We start from the raw sequence: 19,047 nt of genomic DNA, 5'->3' as shown, positions 1-19,047 counted from the left end.
GTCGCCCTGCCCCCCGGGGCCCCCGGTCTTCAACCGCCTGCCGGCCGGGGAGCGTTCAGTCCCCGAGCCGGGCGGCCTGCCGGCCGGCGGCGGCGAGCAGGCAGTCGAGCAGCCCCGGGAAGAGGGCGTCCAGGTCCTCGCGGCGCAGGCCGTTCATCTTGGCCGTGCCCCGGTAGCACTGCCGGATGACCCCGCTCTCGCGCAGCACCCGGAAGTGGTGCGTGGTCGTGGACTTGGTGACCGGCAGCTCGAATTGCGAGCAGGCCAGCTCGTCGCGGTCGGCGGCGAGTTCCTGCACGATCCGCAGCCGCACCGGGTCGGACAGCGCGTGCAGCACGGCCTCCAGCCGGATCTCGTCACGGGCCGGGTGCGGGAGGTCGCGGCTGCCGGCGGCGGGGGCGGTGGTCACGGTGGCTCCAGTTCGTGCGGACGGACTCCCATTGTACGAAGTCCATCGTAGTTTGACACCTGCCGTACTACGATGGATATCGTACGAAGCGTTGTCCCGGCCCCGCGACGAACGGAGCAGCTCGCCATGAGCGCACTCTTCGAGCCGTACACCCTGCGCAGCGTGACCTTCCCCAACCGGGTCTGGATGCCGCCGATGTGCCAGTACTCGGCCGCCCCCGAGGGCCCGCTGACCGGCGCCCCGGGCGACTGGCACTTCGCGCACTACGCGGCCCGCGCCACCGGCGGCACGGGGCTGATCATCGTGGAGGCCACCGCCGTCACCCCCGAGGGCCGCATCTCCCCCTACGACCTCGGGATCTGGAACGACACGCAGGCCGAGGCGTTCCGCCGGATCACCCGGTTCCTGACCGAGCAGGGCACCGTGCCCGGCATCCAGCTGGCGCACGCGGGCCGCAAGGCGTCCACCGAGCGGCCCTGGAAGGGCGGCGCGCCGGTCGGCCCGGAGGCGTACGGCTGGCAGCCGGTCGCGCCGAGTCCGCTCCCCTTCGACGAGCGGCACCCGGTGCCCACCGAGCTGACGGTCGATCAGATCCAGGAGATCGTCCGGCGGTTCGCGCAGGCGGCGCGGCGCGCGCTGGACGCCGGCTTCGAGGTCGCCGAGATCCACGGCGCCCACGGCTACCTGATCAACGAGTTCCTCTCGCCGCACACCAACCACCGCACCGACGCCTACGGCGGCTCGTACGAGAACCGCACCCGCTTCGCGCTGGAGGTCGTCGACGCCGTACGGGAGGTGTGGCCGCAGGACAAGCCGCTGTTCTTCCGCATCTCCGCCACCGACTGGCTTCCGGAGGGCGGCTGGACGCCCGAGGACACCGTCCGCTTCGCCACCGAGCTGCGCGCCCACGGCGTCGACCTGCTCGACGTCTCCACCGGCGGCAACGCCCCCGGCGTCCGCATCCCCGCCGGGCCCGGCTACCAGGTGCCGTTCGCCGCACGCGTGAAGGCCGAGACACCCATGCCGGTCGCCGCGGTCGGGCTCATCACCGAGCCCGAGCAGGCCGAGAAGATCCTCGTCAACGGCGAGGCCGACGCCGTCCTGCTGGGCCGCGAACTGCTGCGCGACCCGTCGTGGGCGCGGCGGGCGGCGCGGGAGCTCGGCGGCGAGGTCCGGATGCCGGACCAGTACCACCGGGCGGTGTGAGGGCACGGCCGAAAGGGCCCTCCCACGGCCGGAACGGCCGACGGGGAGGGCCCCTTCTCTTGGTTCTCCTGGCTTTCCTGGACCTCCTGGTTCTCCTGGAGCCTCCGGGCGGCTCCCGGACGGGCCCGGGGCGCGCCCTCGGTCCCGGCCCCCGGCGGGCCGCGGTGGCCGCCGGGGACCGGTTACGGGTGTCAGGCCGCCGCCGGCTGCTCCGTCTTCGGCAGCAGCCGGATCACCGTCCGCTCCAGTCGGGGCAGGGCGCGCTGGCCCGCGACGGCCAGGGCGATGGCCGCGACGACGCCGAGCCAGCCGCCCGGGCCCAGCGGGGTGCAGCCGAAGAGGTGGCTGGCGCCCGGGGTCTGGATCAGGGCGACGAGGGCGGCGGCCGAACCGAGGGCCGTGACCTGGACCAGCGGGCTGTCGCGGCGGTCCAGCAGGGTCTGGGCGAGCTGGGTGCCGACCACGCCGCACAGCGCCATGGTGCCGGAGCGGCGGGCCGTGCCCGGCGTGAAGCGGCCGATCAGCCAGGCGACGACCGCGCCCAGGCAGGTGGTCAGGGCGCGGTGCCGGATCTGCCGGATCAGCGGCTCGCCGAGCACGCTGGGCACCGCCCGCCGAGCCGTCGTCCCGGGCACCCCCTCCTGCTCCTCCGTCTCGCCGCCCTGCTTCGGCGTCACCGCCACCGCCATCGCCGGGAACAGGTCGGTGAACAGGTTCACCAGCAGCATCTGACGGGTCGTCAGCGGCGCCCGCCCGGAGAGCAGGGTGCCCAGGACGCCGAAGCCGATCTCGCCCGCGTTGCCGCCGATCAGGATGGACACGGCGTCGGCGACGCTGCTCCACAGGGAGCGGCCCTCGTGCACCGCCTCCACCAGGACGGTGAGGTCGTCGCGGGTGAGGACCAGGTCGGCGGCGTTGCGCGCGGCCGCGGAGCCGCGGGCGTTGATGCCGACGCCGACGTCGGCGGCGCGGATCGCGGCGGCGTCGTTGGCGCCGTCGCCGACCATGCCGACGACCCGGCCGGCGTCCCGCAGGGCCTCGACGACCTGCAGCTTCTGCTCCGGCGCGACCCGCGCCACGACGCCGGCGCCGGCCAGCATGCGGGCGCGCACCGAGCGGTCGGCGGCGGCCAGTTCGTCGCCGGTGACCACGACGGTGTCCTGCGGCCAGCCCAGGTCGGTGGCGATCGCCCGCGCGGTGTGCGGGTGGTCGCCGGTCAGCATCACCGGCCGTACGCCGGCCTCCTGCAGTCCGGCCACCAGGGCCGTGGACGTCTCGCGCGCGACGTCCGCCAGCGCCAGCAGGCCCACGAACTCCAGCTCGCGCAGCGGGTCGTCCAGGACGTCGGCGTCCTGGTCGGCGTCGTCCAGCACGCGCCGGGCCACCGCCAGGACGCGCAGGCCGTCGTTGGCGAGCGCGTGGGCCGTCTCGACGACGTGCTCCGGCAGCCCGGTGCACGCGGGCAGGACCGTCTCGGGGGCGCCCTTGAGGACCAGCACGTGCGGGCCGTCGCCGGCCCGGCCGGTGGCGGCGGCGTAGCCGCGGGCCGCCTCGAACGGCCGGCCCTCGGTCTGCCGCCACTCCGGGTCCTCCCCCGCGGCGTCCAGCACGGCCGCGTCGGTGGCGTGCCGCGGCTTGTCCGGGCCGCCGCCGTTGAGCCGCGGACAGGCGCGCGCGGCGTCCCGCACGACGGCGGCGGCGCCCGCCTCGCCAGCGCCGTGGAGGGTGCCGTCGGCGTCGGCCACCCGCACCAGGCGCAGCCGGTTCTCGGTGAGCGTGCCGGTCTTGTCGAAGCACACGGTGTCCATGCGCCCCAGGGCCTCCAGGGTGCGCGGGGTGCGTACCAGGACACCGCGGCGGCTCAGCCGCCGGGCGGCCGCGAGCTGCGCGACCGTGGCGACCAGCGGCAGCCCCTCGGGCACGGCGGCCACGGCGACGGCGACACCGCCGCTGACCGCCTCGCGGATGGGCGCGCCGCGCAGCAGCGCCAGGCCGGTGACCGCGGCGCCGCCCGCCAGGGTGAGCGGCAGTGCCTTGCGGGTGAGCTCCTGCAGGCGGGCCTGCACGCCGGCGGAGGGCGGGGTGCGGGCGGCGAGCGCGACCGCGCGGGCGGCCTCGGTGCTCTCGCCGGTGTCCACCACGACGGCGCGGGCGTGGCCGGCGACCACGGTGGTGCCCTCGAACACCATGCAGCTGCGGTCGGGGACCGGGACGCCCGGCGTCGGGTCGGTCTGCTTCTCCACCGGCAGGGACTCGCCGGTGAGCGCGGACTCGTCGACCTCCAGGCCCTCCTGCCACAGCAGGCGCGCGTCGGCGGGTACGACGTCGTCCCCCTTGAGCTCGATCACGTCGCCGGGCCGCAGCCGGGAGGCGTCCACGGTGCGGGTCTCGCCCACCGGGCCGACGTCGCCGGGTGCGAGGCGCGCCTTCTGCTTGTGCTCGGCGAGCAGCCCGGACAGCGCGCGTTCGGCCCGCAGCCGCTGGACGCCGCCGACCAGCGCGTTCAGGTCGAGCGCGCCGACGACGAGCAGGGCGTCCATGACCGAGCCGAGGATCGCCTCCGCGGTGGAGCCGACGGCGAGCACCGGGGTGAGGGGGTCGTCGAGCTCGCCGCGTACGGCGCGGGCGAGCTGGTAGGTCCAGCGCACCGGCGCCGCCGCGGGGTGTTGGCCGGCCTTCCGCACCGCCTTGCGCATCCGGGCCGTGGCCTGCTCGACCGGGCCCTGCTGCTCGGCCGGTTCGTGCTCCAGGCGCTCCTTGGCCTCCTCGGGGGCCAGCTCGTGCCAGGGCACGCGGGCCCGCGGGTGCGGGGCGCGGGCGGCGGCGACGCCCAGGGCCGTGCGGGCCCCGGACAGCAGGGCGGTGGCCGCGCCGATGTCGACGGGGATGTGCCGCAGCCCGGGCAGGACGCTGCGCCGTCCGCGGCCGGACTCGCCGATGGCCACCAGCAGTCCGGACAGGGCGGCACCCGAGCGGGCCAGGGTCAGCGACCTGCGGCCGACGGCGCGGGCCGCGGGCACGGCGGTCAGCAGCCGCCACACGTCGGGCAGGCCGTGCAGGGCCACCACGTCGGCCCCCCACACGACCGCGCCGCCCCGGTCGGCCAGCGCGACGGCGACGTCGCCGGCGAGCAGGCCGTCCAGCACGGCGTGGTCGTCGGCCGAGCGCGGCCGGGCGACCGTGAGGACGCCGCCGGAGTCGTCGCGCAGCCCGTACACCACGTCGTCCAGGGGACGCCGGGCATCGACGACCTGGTCCGCGAGGCCGGTGAAGTCCTGCAGGGCGGGATCGTCGACGACGACCACGCGCAGCCCGGCCCGGCGCGCCGCGTCGAGGACGGACTCGACCCACGGATCGGCCTCCCCGTCCTCGGTGCACAGGGCGCTCGGGTGCAGGACGACCGTGCCGGCCGTCTCCAGCTGGCGCAGCCGCTCCGGGTCGCGCACCAGCACGCCCTTGCGGGACAGGGCGCCGCTCAGCACGGCGTGGAAGGCGGCGGGGCCGTAGCGCGCGGCCTTGGGCGAGCCCGCGAGCACCGCCTCCGCGGCCTCGGCGCCGTTCCGCTTGACCAGCAGGGTCACCGCCGCGCCCAGCAGGCTGCCGGCGGAGGCGTGGGTGGCGTACTCCTGGGCCGGGGAGGTGCGCAGCGGGGGCCGTTCGGCACCGCCCGCGGGCACGCTGATCCGGTCGGGGGCGCACACCTGGTCGTGCACGGCGTCGAAGGCGGCGGCCCGGGCGACGGTCTCGGCGAGCTGGAAGGTGCGCAGCGTCCCGTCGAGGACGAGTGCGGTGTAGGTCTGGCCGACGCCGTGCGCGGCCGCGTTGGCGCAGGCCAGGGCGAGGTCCATGCGGGAGGGGCCGATACGGGCGCTCAGCCAGGCGCGGAACCGCGGGTTCTCGCGCAGCAGCGTCACCACCGCGGTCACCAGGCGGGGGCTGGGCGGCAGGCGCAGCGCGGAGGCGGTGAGCGCGGCGGCGGTGCCGAGGGCGTCGGCCGCGACGACCGCGGCGGCGGCCCGCACGCCGGCCGGGTCACCGGGGTGCGGGAACTCCTCGGGCAGGTCGTCGGCCCTGACCAGGCCGTGCCGTTCGGCGAGGCCGGTGGCGTGCTCGATCACCCGGTCGGTGGCGGTCTCTTCCGTCGCCGTCACCACCAGACGGGCCAGGCCGCCGTCCCAGTAGGCCAGCGCGACGTCGGGGTGCTCGGCGAGCGCGGCGGCCACCTTGCGCGCCCGCTGGGCGAGGTTCGTCTTCGTGGCGGCCTCGGGCGACGCGGGCCGCAGGGCGAGGTGGGCACGCGGCCCGGAACGCCAGGGCCGCGACGGGCCGGGCAGGGCGTGCCGGGCGACGCGGGCCGCGCGCACCGCGCCGTCCGCGCCGCGCACCCCGGCCCGCACCGTGCCGGCCACCGCTCCGGCGGCCGCTCCCACGGCGACCGGGGCCGCCCGCTCCAGCAGCCGGCCCGCGGTGGCCGTGGGACTCGTCAGCAACTCAAGCAGCATGCTCCTGCCCTCAGCCCTTTGTCGCCTTTGTCGCCTTCGACGACTTCGATGCCTTCGCGGAGGATCCCGCGCCGCCCTCGGATGCCTCTCCGGACGGCTCGTTCTCGTTCCGCGAGGTCTCATCGGCGCCCGGTGCGGCCCCGCCGTCACCCAGGGCGCCCGCCGCCGGGGCCGCCGGGGCTTCCTCCGGCGCCTTCCCCGCGGCCTCCGCGCCCTCCTTGGCCGGCCGCGGCTGCGTCAGCCACGCGACGGCCGCGCCGGTCAGTGCGACCGGCCACTCGACCACGCCCGCCGCGCCGAGCAGCCCGGCGCCGGCGTACACGGCGATCCGGCGTCCCCGCGGCGACACCGCGCCGACCTTGTCCAGGGTTCCCTCGGCGGCCCTGCCCACCAGGCCCGCGCCCGGCACCCGCCGCAACACCGAGGCCGTGCCGCGCAACGGCTGCGGCACGCTCCTCGGTTCCTGCGGCCGGGCCGTCGACGACTTCTGCTCAGCCATGACACACCTCGCGTTGGTGACCTCACTTCACGGGCATCTCCGGGTTCCCGTGTCCGCGCAGGTCATCCCGACGTTTTCGCACGCGTTCAGGTAGGTCGCGCCGCGCTTCGCCGGCCCGGGAGCGCGAGGTGCCGGGCCGGGCGCCGCAAGCCGGCCGGGCCGCGGGTCGCCGGGGCCTCGGACGGGGGTTCGGACGGGGGTTCGGGACGGCCGGCGGCGCGCGACGATGCCGCTCCGCCCGACCGACCGACCGCGCCGCCTCCCGGCCCGTCCGTCACAGCGGTCACCGGAACCCCACGAGGTGCGTACCGGCCGCCGGGGCCCCCTGGACAGTTGCACGCTGCGGAACGTGTGGTGGGAGGACGTCGGCGAGGACGCGGCGAGCTTCCTGGGCTCCTCGTCGCCCCACGTCTGCACGGTCACCGGCGGCGGCGCGAAGGAGGCCGGCGACAAGGTCTTCCAGGTCAACGGCGCGGACACGCTGAACGTCTCCGACTTCGCGGTGCGGAACTTCGGCACCTTCGTCCGCTCCTGCGGCAACTGCAAGACGCAGGACAAGCGGACCATCAACCTCAACACCGTGGAGGCGACCTACAAGGGCAGCCGGCTCGTCGGCATCAACACCAATCTACGGCGACAGCGCGACCCTGAAGGCGATCACGAGCGTCGGAGACACCGGCAAGAAGATCGTCCCGTGCCAGAAGTACATCGGGAACAACACGGGCGCGGAGCCGACCACGTACGGCAGCGGCCCGGACGGCACCCACTGCACGTACTCGTCGTCCGGCATCACCCACAGGTGACCGAGTGATCCTGCGGGCGGCCGGGTGATCCGGACGCGGTGAACGGCGGTCGGGTGAACGGCGGCCGCACGAAGGGGACTTCACGCCTCCTCGCACGGCCGCCGCCGTACCGCGCGCGTCAGTTCGGCCCGGTACTCGGCGTACGCGGTCCGCAGGGCGGCGCCCGGCCAGTCGGCGGGCAGGAGTTCGGGGGGCAGGACCGGGTCGGCGAGCAGGTGGCGGACGATCGCGGCGTAGGCGGCGAGGCGGCCGGCCGGGTCCCGCGCGGCCGCGACCTGGGCGAGCAGGGCGCGTGCGGTGGCCGACCAGGCGTCCAACGGCCACAGCAGCCCGGCCAGTTCGCCGTCCGAGCGGTCGAGGCGGGCGGTGCCGGTCTGGGCGACCGCCCGCAGCTCCTTGGGCAGGGGCCGGACGAGGTTGGCCGGCCGCAGCCAGACACCCTCGCGCAACTCGGCCAGGCGCAGGCCCGCCAACCGGGCGCGCAGCTCGGCGCGTTCGGCCGGGCCGCGGCCCGTCGCCGTGATCACCACCAGCTCCCAGTCGCCGTGCCAGGCGCGCGTGCGGGGTCGTACGGCGTCGTCCTGGCGGCGTCGGCGCTCCAGCAGGCGGTCGCCGATGCGGTAGCCGGTGTCCGTGCGGCGCAGATCGCCGGCGGCCGTCATCCGGCTGAGCGCGGCCCGCAGCGTGGAGCCGCCGACGCCGAACGGCTCCACCACGCGCGCGAGGTCGCGCGCCGGCAGCTCGGGCGGATCCGCGCCGAGCAGCAGGCTCAGCACGACCGAGCGGGCCGACAGCGGCCGCAGGCCCGTTTCGTCGGGCCGCGGCGGTGACACGTTCCTGCGCATGGCCACGTACTGTACGTGCACCCACGGTGCTGCACTATTGCTGCGACCGCAGCACGAGTGCAACATGGTCGGCATGACCTCGATCCTCGCGCCCGCGCAGCCGCAGCCGTACGCCACGCACGACGTCACCAATCAGCCGCCGCCGCTCGCGCCGTACGACGCCTCCGCCGACGCGGCCCTGCTGGAGGGGCTGCGCCGGGAGGGCGCCGGGTGGGCCGAGGAGGACATCCGGCGGCTCGGCAGGCGGGCCGGCAGCGCGGAGGCGCAGGAGTGGGGCGAGCTGGCCAACCGGTACCCGCCCGAGCTGCGCACGCACGACCGGTACGGCCACCGGATCGACGAGGTCGAGTTCCACCCGAGCTGGCACCACCTGATGCGGGTCGCGGTCGCCGAGGGCCTGGCCGGGGCGCCCTGGGCGGAGGACCGGCCCGGCGCCCACGTGGCGCGCACCGCGGGAGGGCTGGTGTGGAACCACACCGAGGCCGGGCACGGCTGCCCCGTCTCGATGACGTACGCCGCCGTCCCCGTGCTGCGCCGCCGGCCGGAGCTGGCCGCCGTCTACGAGCCGCTGCTGACCAGCCGGGTCTACGAACCCGGGCTGCGCGTCCCGACGGAGAAGCGGGGCCTGCTGGCAGGCATGGGCATGACCGAGAAGCAGGGCGGCTCGGACGTGCGCACCAACACGACGGCCGCGACGCCCACCGCCGAGGCCGGCCTGTACACCCTGCGCGGGCACAAGTGGTTCACGTCGGCGCCGATGTGCGACGTGTTCCTGGTGCTGGCGCAGGCGCCCGGCGGGCTGTCGTGCTTCCTGGTGCCCCGCGTCCTGCCCGACGGCAGCCGCAACCCCTTCCGCATCCAGCGACTGAAGGACAAACTGGGCAACCGCTCCAACGCCTCCTGCGAGCCCGAGTTCGACGGCACCGTGGCCTGGCTGGTGGGCCCGGAGGGACAGGGCGTCAAGACGATCATCGAGATGGTCAACTGCACGCGCCTGGACTGCGTGATGGCCTCCGCGGCGCTCATACGCAAGACCCTGGTCGAGGCCGGGCACCACGCACGGCACCGCCGCGCCTTCGGCGCCCCGCTCGCCGACCAGCCGCTGATGCGCAACGTCCTGGCCGACCTGGCGCTGGAGTCGGAGGCCGCCACGACGCTCACCCTGCGGCTGGCCGGGGCCGCCGACCGGGCCGGGCGCGGGGACGCGGGTGAGGCGGCGTTCCGGCGGATCGCCACCGCGGTCGGCAAGTACTGGGTCACCAAGCGGGGCCCCGCCTTCACCGCGGAGGCCCTGGAGTGCCTGGGCGGCAACGGCTACGTCGAGGAGTCGGGCATGCCCCGCCACTACCGTGAGGCACCGCTGCTGTCCCTCTGGGAGGGCTCCGGCAACGTCAACGCCCTCGACGTACTGCGCGCCCTGAGCCGCGAGCCCGCCACCGCGGACGCCCTGTTCGCCGAGCTCGCCCTCGCCGAGGGCGCCGACGCCCGCCTCGACGCGGCCGTGACCCGCCTGAAAGAGCGGCTGACCACGGCCTCCCCGGCGCTCGCCCGCCGCCTGGTCGAGCTGATGGCCCTCACCCTCCAGGCGTCCCTCCTCGTCCGGCACGCCCCGCCGGCGGTCGCCGACGCCTTCTGCGCCACGCGGCTCGGCGGCGACTGGGGGTACGCGTTCGGGACCCTGCCGGACGCGGCCGACGTGGACGCGATCCTCGAGCGGGCGCTGCCGGGCGAGGACTGAGGCGCCGGGGTCGTCCGGGGCCGTACGGCGCGGGCGCGGCTGAACTCGGCCGGGCGGCGCGGCTGAACTCGGCCGGGCCGGCCGCGTGTTTCCCGCGCGTCCTCTGCGCGGTCCCGCTCGGCGGACCGCTGCCGGGGCGCCGCCGGCGGTCGGTGCCGGCGGTCGGTGCCGGCGGTCGGTGCCGGGGCGCGACCGGCGATCGGTGCGCCTTCCTCGCCGTCAGCCCGTCTTGCGTCCCCACAGCGGTCCGAAACGCGCCCACTCCATGTCCCACCGCCGCAGGCGCCGGCGTTCCAGCCGGACGCGGGCGAAGCGGCCCGCGGCGTAGGGCAGGGAGGCGGCGGTGACGCCGACGAGGCCGCCGACGAGGAGGGCCCGCAGGCGGGCCTCGGAGACGGTGGCGGGCCGGGTGACGAGCCGGCCGTGGGCGTCGGTCCACAGGGTGACCGGCGTGCCGGCGGCGCTGCCGGGCCGGACGCGCACCTGGCCGGTGTGCGGGGAGCCGTCGGGCCCCCTCCAGCGGACCTGCGCCCAGACCCGCGGGGCGTCGGGGTTCCGGACGCTCGCGGCGGTGCCGGGCGCCCGGTCCGTCAGGCGGGCCACGACCTGGCGCCACTCGTGGCGTTCCCGGGCCAGTTCGTGCTCCACGGAGCGGAACGCCGCCACCCCGGCGAGGAACCCGGCGAGCACGGTGAGCAGCCAGGCACCCAGCAGCACCCAGGCCTCCACCGCATCGGCGCGGCGCCTGAGCGGGTTGCGCCGCCATCGCCACAGCCACACCTTCGGACCACGGAACGCCATCGAAGGCAGCCTCCTCACGCGCACACGGACATGCCCGGACCGCCCTCCCATACGGGGAAGGCGACCCCACTGCTCAGGGCGAGTCGCCGGCTCGGCGGTCGCACGGGCCCCGCCGTCCGCGCACCGCGCTGGGGGAATCCTCCCTCGCCACCGCCGCCCGGCCGCCGACGTCACCGCCGTGACCTGCGGTGACGCCGTTGCGGGAGGTGACTGTCAGTGGTGGGGTGCAAACTGGCCGACATCTGAGGACCAGCTGTGACAAGGACGTCGCGGAGGTGATCGGCATGACCGAGGTACTGCTCGCCGTGGGCACGCGCAAAGGCCTGTTCATCGGGCGCCGGCGCGGGAGCGCCCGGGACCCCTGGGAGTTCTACGAGAGTCCCTGTTTCCCCGCCCAGGCCGTCTACTCGGTCGCCATCGACACCCGCGGTGCCGTCCCGCGGCTGCTGGCGGGCGCGGACAGCGCGCACTGGGGACCGTCCGTGTTCCACTCGGACGACCTGGGCCGCACCTGGACCGAGCCGTCCCGGCCGGCCGTCAGGTTCCCCAAGGACACGGGCGCCTCGCTGGAGCGGGTGTGGCAGCTGCACCCGGCCGCGGCGGAGGAGGACGTGGTGTACGCGGGCACGGAGCCGGCCGCGCTGTACCGCTCGGTGGACCGCGGCGAGAGCTTCGAGCTGGTCCGCCCGCTGTGGGAGCACCCGACGCGTTCGAAGTGGATGCCCGGCGGTGGGGGCGAGGGCCTGCACACCGTGGTGACCGACCCGCGCGACCCGCGTGCGGTCACGGTCGCCGTCTCGACGGCCGGGGTGTTCCGCACCACGGACGGCGGCGCGAGCTGGAGCCCGTCCAACGCCGGCGTCTCCGCCGTCTTCCTGCCCGACCCGTACCCGGAGTTCGGCCAGTGCGTCCACAAGGTCGCCCAGGACGCGGCCGACCCGGACCGGCTGTACCTGCAGAACCACTGGGGGGTGTACCGCAGCGACGACGCGGGCGCGCACTGGACCGACATCGGCGCCGGCCTGCCCTCCACGTTCGGTTTCGCCGCGGCCGCGCACCCGCACCGCGGGGACACCGCCTACGTCTTCCCGATCAACGCCGACTCCGACCGCGTCCCGGCCGGCCGGCGCTGCCGCGTCTTCCGCACGTCCGACGCCGGCCGGAGCTGGGAGCCGCTGGCGGCGGGGCTGCCGCAGGAGGACCACTACGGCACGGTGCTGCGCGACGCGCTGTGCACGGACGGCGCGGACCCGGCGGGCGTGTACTTCGGCAACCGCAACGGCGAGGTGTACGCCTCCGGCGACGACGGCGACAGCTGGCGGCAGGTGGCGTCCCACCTGCCGGACGTGCTGTGCGTACGGGCCGCGGTGATCGGATGAGCGCACCGGCGCCCGCGGGTGGCCCACGGCGCGCGGGAGACACGGCGGAGACGGGAAGGACAGGGAAGGCGGGGAAGGCGGGGAAGACAGGGAAGACAAGAGAGGCGAGGGAGGCAGGGGGGACAGGAGGGGAGGAGGCGCGGCACTCGGTCGCCGCCCGGCCGGATCCGGTCGGCGCCGCACCGATCCGGTCGTCGCCGCCCGCTCCCGGTCACCGGTTGATCGCCGTACCGCGTACGGCAGTAGGGTGACGCCCGTGGCACCACGACCGTTGCATGAAATCGTCGAACCGGGCTGGGCGAAGGCCCTGGAACCCGTGGCCGGCCGGATCGCCGCGATGGGCGACTTCCTGCGCGCCGAGATCGCCGCGGGGCGCACCTACCTGCCGGCCGGGCCCAACGTCCTGCGGGCCTTCCAGCAACCCTTCGACGACGTACGGGTGCTGATCGTCGGACAGGACCCGTACCCGACGCCGGGGCACGCCGTGGGCCTGTCCTTCTCGGTCGCGCCCGACGTGCGTCCGCTGCCCGGCAGCCTGATCAACATCTTCCGGGAGCTCGGCAGCGACCTGGGCCTGCCCCAGCCCTCCAACGGGGATCTGACCCCGTGGACCCGGCAGGGCGTGCTGCTGCTCAACAGGGCGCTCACCACGGCCCCGCGCCGCCCCGGCGCGCACCGCGGCAAGGGCTGGGAGGAGGTCACCGAGCAGGCCATCCGGGCGCTGGCGGCGCGCGGCAAGCCGCTGGTGGCGATCCTGTGGGGCCGTGACGCGCGCAACCTGCGCCCGCTGCTGGACGGTTACCCCTGCATCGAGTCCGCCCACCCCTCCCCCATGTCGGCCGACCGCGGCTTCTTCGGCTCGCGCCCGTTCAGCCGCGCCAACGACCTGCTGGTCCAGCAGGGCGGACAGCCGGTGGACTGGCGCCTGCCGTGACCGGGGGGAGACCCGGGCGGCCGCAGCGGGCCGGGCCGTCCGCGGCGCCCCCCGCCCCGGCCGGCGGCTGCCTCGCCGTCGACTCCGGGGGCTCGGGACTGCGCGTCGCCGTGGTTCTCCCGGGCCGCGACCGGCCGGTCCACGCCGCGTCGCGGGAGGCGGTGCGGACCGGGCCGCGGGGCATCGACCCGGGTCACCTGATGGAACAACTGGTGCCGCTGGTGCGGGGACTGACGGGCGCGGCCCATCCGGCGGGGCTGGCGACCGCCGTCGTCGGGGCGGCCGGCTTCGCCACGCTGGGCGACGCGCTGCGGGCCGAGCTGCCGCGGGCCCTGGCCCGGGAGTTCGGCGTGCGCCGGGTGGCGCTCGCGGCGGACGCCGTCACCGCGTACGTCGGTGCGCTCGGCCCGCGGCCCGGTGTCGTCGTCGCCGCGGGGACGGGCCTCATCGCCGTCGGCACGGACCTGGCCGGCTGGCGGCGCGCGGACGGCTGGGGCCACCTGCTCGGCGACTGCGGCGGCGGCGCCTGGATCGGCCGGGCGGGGCTGGAGGCCGCGCTGCGCGCCCACGACGGGCGGGACGGCGGTTCCGCACCGCTCATGGCGTGCGCGCGCGAGCGGTTCGGCCCGCTGCCCGAGCTGCCCGGCCGGATCTACCCGCGCGCCGACCGCGCCGCGGTGCTCGCCTCCTTCGCGCCGCAGGTGGCCGCGTGCGCCGGCACCGACCCGGTCGCCGCGGGCATCCTGCGGGCGGCGGCCCGGCACATCGCCGAGTCCGCGGCCGCCGCCTGCCCGGCCGGCGGCGCGCCGGGCCTCGCGCTCACCGGCGGCCTGCTGCGCCTCGGCGCACCGCTCCTCGAACCGCTGGAGGAGGAGTTGACGGCCCGGCTGCCGCACGCGCGGCGGACGCCCGCCGAGGGCGACCCGCTGCACGGCGCCGTATGTCTCGCGCTCGACCTGGCCGACGGCGCCCTCTCCCTGCCGGTCGACGAGCGGATGCTGCACGTCGTCACGACGGGAACGGCTGGGACGACGGGAGCGACGGAGACAACGGGGGCGACGTGAACGGCGGGGACTCCATGACCGCGAAAGCGACACCGCACCCACGAAAGTGCATAACAACCCAAGGAGGACAGGCGCGGTGATCCGCGGGGCGACGCGATACCCGTAACTCCTCAGACAAAACCGGACGGATACCGCTCACCTGCACCCTCCCCGAACAGGCAAGCCTCAAAAGCCACTAACATGCAGCGCCATGAGCTCCCCCACTGGGCCCGCGTCCGGCCTGCCCGTACGAATGCCGCGCCCCCGCCAGCCCGGGCGGCACCGCCGCCCCGAACCGCTGGTGGCTCCCGAAGGCGCGCCCGCGCTCGTCCTCGCGGTCCCGGGTACGCCCAGCGCCACCACGCGCAGCCTCGCCGAGGAGGTCGTGAGCATCGCGCGCTCCGAGCTGCCCGGCCTCGACGCCCGCATCGGGTTCCTCGACGGGGACGACGAGGAGTTCCCCTCGCTCCGGTCCGTGCTCGCCAACGCCGCGCAGGAGCGCACCGCCCGCTACGAGCAGGCGGTCGCCGCCGGTGTGGAGGCCAAGGAGCCCGAGGGTCCCGTCGGCGTCGTGGTGCCGCTGCTCGCCGGCCCCGACAGCGCGCTGCTGCGGCAGGTGCGCCAGGCCGTCATGGACAGCCGTGTCGCCGCCGAGCTGACCGACGTGCTCGGGCCGCATCCGCTGCTCGCCGAGGCGCTGCACGTGCGCCTGTCCGAGGCGGGCCTCGCGCGCGCCGACCGCGCCCGCCTGTTCACGGTGACCACCGCCGCCGACGGCATCCTGCTCGCCGCGGTGGGCGGCGAGGAGGCCGTGCAGGCGGCCGGGATCACCGGCATGCTGCTCGCCGCCCGGCTCGCCGTGCCGGTCATGGCGGCCGCCCTGGACCAGGAGGGTTCCATCAGCTCGGTGGCCGAGCAGCTGCGCTCGGCCGGGTCGCAGCAGCTGGCGCTCGCGCCGTACCTGATCGGTCCGGAGATCAGCGCCGAACTGCTGCAGGCGGCGGCCGAGGAGGCCGGCTGCCCCGCGTCCGAGCCGCTCGGCCCCTACCCGGCGATCGGCAAGCTGGCGCTCGCCAAGTACACGACGGCGCTGGGCATCACCCCGCAGCAGCCGCAGGGCACGCCGGTCCGCTGACCGCGCGCCCCTTCCGCACCATCCGTACGTCACGGGCCCGCCCCTCGCGCAGGGGCGGGCCCTTCGTCCTGCCGGGCCCGCGCCCGGACGCGGCGGACGGCAGCCGGCGGCCGGGGACGGCGGTCAGCCGACCACCACGCACGACGCCCCCGGCACCGCGATCGCCCCGCGGCGGCGGGGCCGCCCCGTCTCCGGGTCGGGCGTGAACCAGGTGACGTCCCCGGAGCGCTCGTGGGCGACGTACAGGAAGCCGTGCGCGGCGGTGAGCGCGCGCGGCCACCGGCCGCCGCAGGGCTCCGTCCCGGCGAGCCGCAGCCGCCGCCCGCCCACCTCCACGGCGAACACGGACAGCGTGTCCGGGCCGCGGGTCGCGGTCCACACGAACCGGCCGTCGGGCGACACGGCGATGCCCGACGGGTAGGCGTCTTTGGCGGGCGCGTCCGGCAGGACGGGCGTCTCGCCCAGCGGGCGCAGCGAGCCGGTGGCCGCGTCCCAGCGGCAGACGGTGACGACGGGGGCGAGTTCGTGCAGGACGTAGGCGTATCCGCCGCCGGGGTGGAAGGCGAGGTGGCGGGGTCCGGTGCCGGGGCGCAGCCGGCAGACGGCGTGCCGCGCGGGGCGGCCGTGCGCGAGGGTGTAGACGCGGACGGTGTCCGTGCCCAGGTCGACGCCGGTCAGCCAGCGGCCGCTCGGGTCGGGCAGCACCTGGTGGACGTGCGGCCCGCGCTGGCGCTCCGGGTGCGGGCCGGAGCCGCCGTGGAGCAGGACGCCGGAGCGGGAGGACGCCAGGGTGCCGTCCGGGCGCAGCGGGACGGCGGTGACGCTGCCGGAGCCGTAGTTGGCGGTCAGGACGTGCCCGGCGTGCACGCTCAGGTGCGTGGGGCCGTCGCCGCCGACCGGCACCGGCGGCCCGGTGAGCCGCGGCGCGCCGCCGTCCACCCGGTAGGCGGCGACCGCGCCGTCGGCCGTCTCGCTGACGGCGTACAGCATCCGCCCGTCGGGCGACAGCGCCAGGTACGACGGATCGGGCACCCCGCCGGCGGCGCCCCGCGGGGTCAGGGCGCCGCTGCCGGGGTCCACGGCGGCGGCGAGCACGCCGGGGCCGCCGGCGCCCGTGATCGATCCGATGTACGCCGTCCGCTGCCGCGCCCCGCCGTCCGCCATCGCCGCCCCCTCGCCGGATCACCTGTCGTGGGGACGCTATCCACCCGCTCCCCCGGTGGTCCAGACCACAACGGAGGTTCGCTCAGGCGCGCACCAGCGGCGACCGGGCGGGGGCGCGCGAGGGGTCGGCCGGGTCCGCCGGCGCCCGCTCCAGGTCGTGCGGGTGGCCGTGCGGGTGGGCGGGGGCGGATTCGCCGGTCGGCCGGGGCGCGGCGGCGGTGCCGTCGGCGGGCGGGACGTCGCCGACCAGTGCGGTGAGCTCCTCGACGGCGGCCCGGAGGCGCCGGCAGGCGGCGGCCGGGCCGCCATCGGGGGAGGCCTCGGGGCCGGCGGCCGGGCGGTCGTCGCGGCAGGCCCCGGGGTCGGCGGCCGCGGCGACGAGGCCGCGGATCTCGTCGGCGCACGTGTCGAGCAGGGCGAGCACCCGGCGGGCGCGCCGCCCGCGGCCGCGCAGCGGGTTGAGCGGGTGCACGAGCGGGGCGACGGAGAGGCGGACCCGGGGCAGCAGCTGTTCCAGTTCGGCGGCGCGGGGCGCCGGGTCGGCCCGGACGTCACCGGCCAGGCGGGCGGCGGCCTCGGCGGCGCAGGCGTGCGCGCAGCGCAGGGCTCGCCGGATCCAGGCGTCGGTGACGGCGTGGGTGGTGACGGGCAGTACGAGCAGCGCGGCGAGGGCGGCGCCGAGCGCGCCGACGCCGGTCTCCGCGAGCCGCAGCGCGAGCAGGCCGGGGTGGAGGACGCCGAGGAGGCCGTAGAGCAGCTCGGCGAGGAGCGTCACGCAGAGCATCATCCACGTGTAGGACACGGCGGCGGTGTAGAAGATCCCGAAGACGCAGGCGGCGAGCAGGACGGCGGTGGGGACGGGGGCGCCGTGCAGCGGGACGGCGACGGCGAGGCCGAGGCCGATGCCGAGCGCGGTGCCCAGGACCCGGCGGAAGCCGCGCACCAGGACCTCGCCGCGGGAGGTGGTGTTGACGAAGACCCACCAGGTGGCGCCGACGGCCCAGTACCAGCGCTGCCCGGACACCAGGTGGCCGACGCCGAGCGCGAAGGCGGCACCGGCGGTGGCCTGGACGGCCTGCCGGGTGGTCACCCGGGCCAGGCCGGTGCCGCCGGGCGGGGCGGGCGCGGCGGGCGGCGGGAGGCGCCGTTCGTAGCACCACAGCCCGAACCGCACCGCGGCGGCGGAGAGCACGGACAGCAGGACGGCGGCGTACAGCTCGGGCAGGTGCCCGGGCGTGGCCTGCAGGAACTGGGCGACGAAGAACATCATGAACGCGAACACGCCGAGGCTGTGCCCGCGCGGCCCCCAGCGGCGCGCGTACACCCCCGCGCCGACCACGGCGAGGAACGCCAGGTCGCGGGCGACCGGATGGGTGTGCAGCCCGGTGGCGACGGTCAGCACGGGCAGGCCGGCGGCAGGCAGCAGGGCCGTGGTGACCGCCTGCCCGCGCACGGTGGCGTCCGCGACGGTGAACAGGGCGAGCAGCGCGGCGAGCCCGCCGGTGACGGCGCCCGTGAGGGAGTGCCCGGCCAGGCCGCAGACGACGACCGCGAGGCCGATGCCGAGGACGGCGCGGGCGGCGAACCGGAGGCGGGTCCGCCCCGGGTCCGGAGCCGTGAACATCCTCTTCAGCAGCACTCTCTCCCCTTCCTCAGCACTCTCTCCCACCCTTCGGAGGTCCTCGGTCCGCCGGTCCGCTCATGGCGTGAAATCGTCGGTGCGGACCGGCGCGGACCGGTGCGAACACGGCATGAAAAAGGCGCCGCGGTCTTCGCAGCGCCATCGATGCACCCATGACAGCATCTTTTCCGTCACTGGCTCAAGTCTCGCCCGCTCCACTGTGCCATTGGCTCAACGGCACCGGTTTTTCCGGCCCTGGCGACGGGCCAACGGACCACCTCGCCCGGCCCAGCACGGATGCGTTCGGATGAGCCATTGGTACAGTCGTTCATGATCACTACTGTGCGAGGAGGCGGCGCACCATGGCCGTGGACGAACTCGACACCCGCATCCTGCGGCTGCTGCTGGAGCAGCCGCGCACCAGCGTGCGCGAGTACGCCCGCATCCTCGGCATCGCCCGCGGCACGCTGCAGGCCCGCCTGGACCGGCTGGAGCGGGAGGGCGTGATCACCGGCACCGGGCCGGTCCTCTCCCCCGCCGCGCTCGGCCACCCGGTGCTGGCCTTCGTCCACATCGAGGTCACCCAGGGGCACCTGGACGAGGTCGGCGACGCGCTGGCCGGGGTGCCGGAGATCGTGGAGGCGTTCTCCATCACGGGCGGCGGCGACCTGCTCACCCGGGTCGTGGCCCGGGACAACGCGCACCTGGAGGACGTCATCCAGAAGCTGATCAGCCTGCCCGGAGTGGTCCGCACCCGCACCGAGGTGGCCCTGCGCGAGCGGGTCCCCCACCGCCTGCTGCCCCTGGTGGAGTCGGTCGGACGCGAGGCCGCGCGCGGCTGAGCCGGAGCGGCCCGGCCCCGCCGTCCGCTACGACACGTGGGACAGGGCCGGGTGGTGTGGGGTGTGGATGGGTGCGGTGCCGCCGGTCAGCGGTGTGCCGCTGCCGCCGTGCCGGGCGGCGACGAT

Annotated in this window: 14 protein-coding genes and 1 pseudogene; 8 read left to right on the top strand and 7 right to left on the bottom strand. The window is 76.5% G+C overall.

The genetic code is table 11. The features are described 5' to 3' along the window. Positions 1–55: 55 nt before the first annotated feature. Entirely contained in the window at positions 56–409 is a 354-nt protein-coding gene (locus IE225_RS21670; protein ID WP_190059261.1) for an ArsR/SmtB family transcription factor, read from the bottom strand. A gap of 126 nt (positions 410–535) precedes the next feature. Between IE225_RS21670 and IE225_RS21665 the strand changes: the two genes are divergently transcribed. Beyond that, positions 536–1,615 carry an NADH:flavin oxidoreductase/NADH oxidase gene (locus IE225_RS21665; protein WP_190059260.1) on the top strand — a complete coding sequence of 360 codons (1,080 nt, stop codon included), beginning with the start codon at positions 536–538 and terminating at the stop codon, positions 1,613–1,615. Between the two features lie 191 nt (positions 1,616–1,806). On the opposite strand, the gene IE225_RS21660 is transcribed toward IE225_RS21665, so the two are convergent. Together IE225_RS21660 and IE225_RS33360 are read right to left on the bottom strand one after the other, a co-directional pair. Further along, on the bottom strand, positions 1,807–6,117 hold the full coding sequence (locus tag IE225_RS21660; protein ID WP_190059259.1) for a cation-translocating P-type ATPase: 4,311 nt from the start codon (positions 6,115–6,117) through the stop codon (positions 1,807–1,809). 10 nt (positions 6,118–6,127) lie between these two features. Next, a complete protein-coding gene (locus IE225_RS33360; protein WP_229879880.1) occupies positions 6,128–6,616 on the bottom strand; it encodes a hypothetical protein in 489 nt (162 codons plus the stop codon). 331 nt (positions 6,617–6,947) lie between these two features. Here IE225_RS33360 and IE225_RS21650 point away from each other — a divergent pair. Beyond that, positions 6,948–7,419 (top strand): annotated as a pseudogene (locus IE225_RS21650) (pectate lyase); the annotation flags it as partial. 80 nt (positions 7,420–7,499) lie between these two features. On the opposite strand, the gene IE225_RS21645 reads toward IE225_RS21650, so the two are convergent. Next, positions 7,500–8,264 (bottom strand): PaaX family transcriptional regulator C-terminal domain-containing protein, encoded by a 765-nt coding sequence (locus tag IE225_RS21645; protein WP_190059258.1) that lies wholly within the window; start codon positions 8,262–8,264, stop codon positions 7,500–7,502. Between the two features lie 73 nt (positions 8,265–8,337). On the opposite strand from IE225_RS21645, the gene IE225_RS21640 reads away from it, so the two are divergent. After that, entirely contained in the window at positions 8,338–10,002 is a 1,665-nt protein-coding gene (locus tag IE225_RS21640) for an acyl-CoA dehydrogenase family protein (RefSeq protein ID WP_190059257.1), read from the top strand. A gap of 219 nt (positions 10,003–10,221) precedes the next feature. Here IE225_RS21640 and IE225_RS21635 read toward each other — a convergent pair whose 3' ends face one another. After that, positions 10,222–10,803 (bottom strand): Rv1733c family protein, encoded by a 582-nt coding sequence (locus tag IE225_RS21635; RefSeq protein WP_190059256.1) that lies wholly within the window; start codon positions 10,801–10,803, stop codon positions 10,222–10,224. 284 nt (positions 10,804–11,087) lie between these two features. Between IE225_RS21635 and IE225_RS21630 the strand changes: the two genes are divergently transcribed. The 4 genes from IE225_RS21630 (at position 11,088) to IE225_RS21615 (ending at position 15,294) form a co-directional block, all read left to right on the top strand. After that, positions 11,088–12,182: a WD40/YVTN/BNR-like repeat-containing protein gene (locus IE225_RS21630; protein ID WP_229879878.1), complete on the top strand. Its 1,095-nt coding sequence runs from the start codon at positions 11,088–11,090 to the stop codon at positions 12,180–12,182. Positions 12,183–12,438: 256 nt separating this feature from the next. Then, a complete protein-coding gene (locus IE225_RS21625) occupies positions 12,439–13,116 on the top strand; it encodes a uracil-DNA glycosylase (protein WP_190059254.1) in 678 nt (225 codons plus the stop codon). Between the two features lie 98 nt (positions 13,117–13,214). Beyond that, complete coding sequence (locus IE225_RS21620) at positions 13,215–14,180, top strand: N-acetylglucosamine kinase (RefSeq protein WP_229879890.1); 966 nt, start codon at positions 13,215–13,217, stop codon at positions 14,178–14,180. 190 nt (positions 14,181–14,370) lie between these two features. Further along, positions 14,371–15,294: a sirohydrochlorin chelatase gene (locus IE225_RS21615; protein ID WP_190059252.1), complete on the top strand. Its 924-nt coding sequence runs from the start codon at positions 14,371–14,373 to the stop codon at positions 15,292–15,294. 123 nt (positions 15,295–15,417) lie between these two features. On the opposite strand, the gene IE225_RS21610 is transcribed toward IE225_RS21615, so the two are convergent. Together IE225_RS21610 and IE225_RS21605 are read right to left on the bottom strand one after the other, a co-directional pair. Continuing rightward, on the bottom strand, positions 15,418–16,458 hold the full coding sequence (locus IE225_RS21610; RefSeq protein WP_190059251.1) for a lactonase family protein: 1,041 nt from the start codon (positions 16,456–16,458) through the stop codon (positions 15,418–15,420). A gap of 82 nt (positions 16,459–16,540) precedes the next feature. Beyond that, positions 16,541–18,094, bottom strand: coding sequence for an FUSC family protein (locus tag IE225_RS21605; protein ID WP_190059404.1), 1,554 nt, complete (start codon positions 18,092–18,094; stop codon positions 16,541–16,543). Positions 18,095–18,441: 347 nt separating this feature from the next. Here IE225_RS21605 and IE225_RS21600 point away from each other — a divergent pair, with 347 nt between their 5' ends. After that, positions 18,442–18,921 (top strand): Lrp/AsnC family transcriptional regulator, encoded by a 480-nt coding sequence (locus IE225_RS21600; RefSeq protein WP_190059250.1) that lies wholly within the window; start codon positions 18,442–18,444, stop codon positions 18,919–18,921. The last annotated feature ends 126 nt before the right edge of the window (positions 18,922–19,047 follow it).

The sequence above is a fragment of the Streptomyces echinoruber genome, from assembly GCF_014651135.1.
Classification (GTDB): Bacteria; Actinomycetota; Actinomycetes; order Streptomycetales; family Streptomycetaceae; genus Streptomyces; species Streptomyces echinoruber.
The sequence above is the reverse complement of the archived record's forward strand: the minus strand, read 5'-3'. Positions and strand labels throughout refer to the sequence as shown.